Below are 4011 nucleotides of genomic sequence, written 5' to 3' on the forward strand. Positions count from 1 at the left end.
AAGAGAAACCCGACAGGGTTTATTTGGCATACAAAAAAGTAGATAATAATCGTATAGAAAAAGAGAAAAGGAAAGTTGCCAACGATTACTTGACACAAACTTTTAAATTATCCAAGTTGCAAAATATGTATAAATAGAATAAAATAGGTTCGGACCATCAAAAAGCATTACTTATATATGAAAGGAACAGATGACTTTTATGGAAATGTTAAAGATAAAAAACTTAACACATGACTTCGTTGACGAAGAAGAGGGAACCACATTGAGAGCTGTTGATAATGTGTCTTTAGATGTGGAAAAAGGACAGTTTATTGCAGTATTAGGTCATAACGGCTCAGGAAAATCATCTTTGGCAAAACATATTAATGCACTACTTGCTCCAACTGAGGGAACAGTATTTTTAGATGGTATGGACACAAAGGATCAAAAACTTCTTTGGGACATAAGACAGAACGCGGGAATGGTGTTTCAGAATCCTGACAATCAGATTGTTGCAACAATGGTTGAAGAGGATGTGGCATTTGGCCCTGAAAACCTGAAAGTCCCAACAGCCGAAATTTGGAAAAGAGTAGAGAAGGCGTTGGGGGCTGTAGGTATGACGAAGTACAGACACAAGTCACCTCTTAAACTTTCAGGAGGTCAGAAGCAGAGAGTAGCAATTGCCGGAATAATTGCCATGGAACCACAGTGTATAGTCTTAGATGAACCCACAGCCATGCTCGACCCTGTAGGCAGAAAAGAAGTTATTGAAACACTTCATGCATTGAATAAGGAAAAGAATATAACAATTATTTTAATTACCCACCACATGAACGAAGTAATTGGAGCAGATAAAGTTTTTGTAATGGATGACGGAAAGTTAATTATGGAAGGAACTCCAAGAGAGATTTTCAGTAAAGTAGATGAAATCAAAAAAATCGGTTTGGAAGTGCCACAGGTTACAGAGTTAGGTCATTTGTTACGAACAAGCGGTTTAAATATAAATGAAGGTATATTAAGCATAGACGAACTTGTTAATGAAATAAAAAAAGCAAAGTGAGAAATAGAATGTCTTTAAAATTAGAAAATGTAAGTTATATTTATGAAAAAGGAACAACTTCAGAAACAGCAGCAATAAAGAATGTTAATTTAGAAATTGAAAAAGGTGAATTTATTGCGATAATCGGGCACACCGGTTCTGGCAAATCAACATTAATACAGCATTTTAATGGCTTGGAAAAAGCAACTGAAGGTAATGTTTACTTTGACGGGAAAAATATATATGACAAAGATTTTGATTTAAGACAGCTAAGATGCAAAGTAGGGCTGGTATTTCAGTACCCTGAGCATCAGTTGTTTGAAGAATCAGTAATTAAAGATGTATGCTTCGGACCAAACAACCAGGGCTTGTCAACAGAAGAGGCAATCAATAAGGCAAAAGAAGCTTTGAGCCTTGTAGGTGTCAAGGAAGAACTTTTTGATAAATCGCCATTTGAGCTGTCAGGCGGGCAGAAAAGAAGAGTGGCTATTGCCGGTGTTTTGGCAATGGAGCCTGATATTTTGATTTTGGATGAGCCAACAGCAGGTCTTGATCCGGCAGGACGAGATAAGATTCTTAACTGCATCGAAAATCTTCATAAGAAAAAAGGCATGGCAGTTGTTCTCGTTTCTCATAGCATGGAAGACGTGGCAAATTACGCTGAAAGAATCATTGTAATGAATAACGGAAGCGTAATGTTTGATGATACACCGAAAAAAGTATTTAAACATTATAAGGAACTGGAAAAAATCGGTTTGGCAGCTCCACAGATAACTTATATTATGCATCAGCTAAAAGAAAACGGGCTGGATGTGGACGAAAACATAATCAATGTAGAAGAAGCTAAAGAAAATATTTTAAAGGCACTTGGAAAATAAAGCAATAAATGACCAGATAGATTAAGTAGTATACGTGAATGTATCAGGCGAATAGCCAGTCAGATAAAGATGTTAATAATCTTAAAGCAAATGATAATAAGTTTTAGATTTTTGAAATTATAAGTTAGTAAGTATAAGCATATTACAAATTATAGGTTAGTAAATATAAGGATATTACAATTAATTTAGGAAGAAGAAATGGCAAATATAACAATAGGACAATATTATCCGGAAAATTCAATAATACACAAATTAGACCCACGAGTAAAATTATTTGGCACAATGGTTTTTATCGTTATGCTTTTTTTACTTGATAGTGTTCCAGGCTATATATTATTTACGGTATTTATGGCAGCGATAATCAAGGCATCAAAAGTACCCTTTGGAAAATTATTAAAAGGAGTAAGAGCAATTCTTTTTATTCTACTTTTTAGTGCCGTATTGAACGTGTTTATGACACCGGGAGAAGAATTATTTTCAATATGGGCATTAACAGTAACAAAAGAAGGCTTGATAAAAGCCGGTTTTATAGCAATAAGACTGGTTTATCTGGTAATTTGTACTTCGGTAATGACACTTACAACAACACCAAATGACTTAGCTGACGGCTTGGAAAAATCATTTGGTTTTCTAAAAGTTATAAGATTTCCGGTACATGAAATTGCAATGATTATGTCACTGGCATTAAGATTCATACCAACATTAATGGAAGAAACAGAAAAAATAACAAAGGCACAAAAAGCAAGAGGTGCACAGTTTGACACAGGAAACATACTGCAGAAGGCAAAAAGCCTTATTCCAATTCTTATACCTTTGTTTATTTCGTCAATTAGAAGAGCCATTGACCTGGCAACAGCAATGGAAGCCAGATGTTATCACAGTGGCGATAGAACAAAGATGAAACCATTAAAATACGCTAAGCGTGATTACATGGCGTATGGCAGTTACGTGTTAATTGTAGCAAGTCTATGCGTTGTTACTTATGTGATTTAATAAAATAGTATTAAAAATAGATGGGTATATAGTTTGGGCATTAAATAGAAAGTAAATTAGTATATAGAATTTTAGTGTTGAACAACAAGTAAGTTGATATATAGAACTTTTATATTGAATAGCAGGTATATCGATATATAGAACTTTGATGTTGAATAGCAAGTATGCTGACAAATAAGATTTGTATATTCAATGAGAATTGTATAGTTAATGATAGAAAGATAGAAAAATGAAGAGAGTCAGATTAATTATTTCCTACGATGGAACCAACTATTGTGGTTGGCAAATTCAAAAAAACGGAATAACCGTTGAAGAAATTATAAATAGAGAATTATCCTCTCTTTTAAAAGAGGATATTGCGGTAATTGGAGCAAGTAGAACTGATTCAGGAGTTCATGCGGTTGCTAATGTGGCAGTTTTTGATACCGACACAAAAATACCGGCAGAGAAAATTTCTTTTGCACTTAACCAAAGACTACCTGATGACATAAGAATTCAGAAGTCCGAGGAAGTGCCACAGGATTTCCATCCAAGATATTGCAATAGCACTAAAACATACGAATACAAAATTTTAAATAGAAGATTTCCTGATCCGTTAAACAGATTGTACACTCATTTTGTATATCTACCATTGGACGTGGATAAAATGAAAAAAGCAGCAGAATACATTGTAGGCGAACATGATTTTGCAAGCTTTTGTTCAGCAGGAAGTCAGGTAAAAACCACAGTAAGAACAGTGTACACTTTGGATGTGTCAAAAGAAAATGATATTATAAGTATAAAAATAAGTGGAAATGGATTCCTTTACAATATGGTAAGGATAATAGTAGGAACCATGCTAAAGGTAGGATTGTCAGTCTATCCGCCTGAACATGTAAAAGAAATACTTGATTCGAAAGACAGATACATGGCAGGACCCAAAGCTCCCGCAAGAGGTTTAACATTAATAGGAATTGAGTATGAGGAATAGTGGAATGAAATATTTGGAAATAAGTGAAAGACTAAAATCCACTTCAAGATAGGGCATGCGGACGAAAAGTTGGACTGTGTAATGCCTGATATGTTATGAGGTACACACAAGAACAAATATCGACAGCACTTGTATTGTTAAAAGCCACAGGA

4 protein-coding genes are annotated in these 4011 nt (G+C 34.6%); all 4 read left to right on the plus strand.

Translation table 11 applies throughout. From position 1 onward, the window contains the following. The first annotated feature begins 199 nt into the window (after window positions 1-199). Window positions 200-1039, plus strand: coding sequence for an energy-coupling factor transporter ATPase (locus tag ACZM4J_RS12050; RefSeq protein ID WP_412623132.1), 840 nt, complete (start codon window positions 200-202; stop codon window positions 1037-1039). A gap of 8 nt (window positions 1040-1047) precedes the next feature. Then, window positions 1048-1896 carry an energy-coupling factor transporter ATPase gene (locus tag ACZM4J_RS12055; RefSeq protein WP_412335708.1) on the plus strand — a complete coding sequence of 283 codons (849 nt, stop codon included), beginning with the start codon at window positions 1048-1050 and terminating at the stop codon, window positions 1894-1896. Window positions 1897-2094: 198 nt separating this feature from the next. Next, window positions 2095-2889, plus strand: a complete 795-nt coding sequence (locus ACZM4J_RS12060) for an energy-coupling factor transporter transmembrane component T family protein (RefSeq protein WP_022164635.1) — start codon at window positions 2095-2097, stop codon at window positions 2887-2889. 229 nt (window positions 2890-3118) lie between these two features. Further along, on the plus strand, window positions 3119-3859 hold the full coding sequence (gene truA, locus ACZM4J_RS12065) for a tRNA pseudouridine(38-40) synthase TruA (protein WP_022164636.1): 741 nt from the start codon (window positions 3119-3121) through the stop codon (window positions 3857-3859). Window positions 3860-4011 lie beyond the last annotated feature (152 nt).

Source organism: Eubacterium sp. (assembly GCF_057858645.1).

Bases quoted from the DNA above. Each gene is read 5' to 3' on its own strand.
- ACZM4J_RS12050 (WP_412623132.1), top strand. From the start codon at position 200: ATGGAAATGTTAAAGATAAAAAACTTAACACATGACTTCGTTGACGAA.
- ACZM4J_RS12055 (WP_412335708.1), top strand. From the start codon at position 1,048: ATGTCTTTAAAATTAGAAAATGTAAGTTATATTTATGAAAAAGGAACA.
- ACZM4J_RS12060 (WP_022164635.1), top strand. From the start codon at position 2,095: ATGGCAAATATAACAATAGGACAATATTATCCGGAAAATTCAATAATA.
- truA (WP_022164636.1), top strand. From the start codon at position 3,119: ATGAAGAGAGTCAGATTAATTATTTCCTACGATGGAACCAACTATTGT.